This window comes from Alkalibacterium sp. m-11, assembly GCF_054658155.1.
Map to the genome: position 1 here is coordinate 1 of NZ_BAAGIR010000327.1, position 622 is coordinate 622.

Here is a 622-nt window from a genome sequence, read left to right on the forward strand (position 1 = left end):
TCTATCATTTCGTTTGGGAAATTCCGTTTTCATCGATTCATTTATTTGATAAACAGATTTCCGCAACTGCTTCGCACGTTCATGAAGAACCTCTTGAGGTTTTCGTGCAGAATATTTTGATAAAGTATGGGTCGCATCAACGATTAAACTACGGGAATCGATTAAATCATTGCCTAAGGCAATTTCAACGGTCTTATTAATGAGAAAATCTAATAGATTTATATCCTTTAGACGAAGTGTTCGAAACTTAGTGAGGGCTGTCGAATGAATAACCTCATCTTCAGGGATAAGGCCTAAAAAATATTTGAATGATAAATCATATTTAGCACGTTCAACTAAATCTCTATCAGATAAATCGTAAATAACCTTCAACAGAAGGTATTTAAACATTTTTATCGGACTTTCAGCTGGACGACCATTTTTTTGGCAATATTTATCAGATAGTTCTTCGTAAATAAAAGAGAAATCAACGAGTTCGTTTAATTGTCTTAATAAATGGTCTTTTGGAATTAATTTATCATATAAATCCATATGAGGACTTAATAGTAGCTGTTCTTGTGAAGACAACATTCTCAACACTCCTTCATTTTCGTAACGCTTACATACATTATACTAAAAACCC

At 32.8% G+C, this 622-nt stretch carries 1 protein-coding gene; it reads right to left on the bottom strand.

Features of this window, described 5'->3' with window-relative positions; translation table 11 throughout:
• On the bottom strand, nucleotides 1-570 hold a 570-nt coding region (locus ACYQ2O_RS12645; protein ID WP_459796759.1), incomplete at its 3' end, for a transposase.
• Between the last annotated feature and the right edge of the window lie 52 nt (nucleotides 571-622).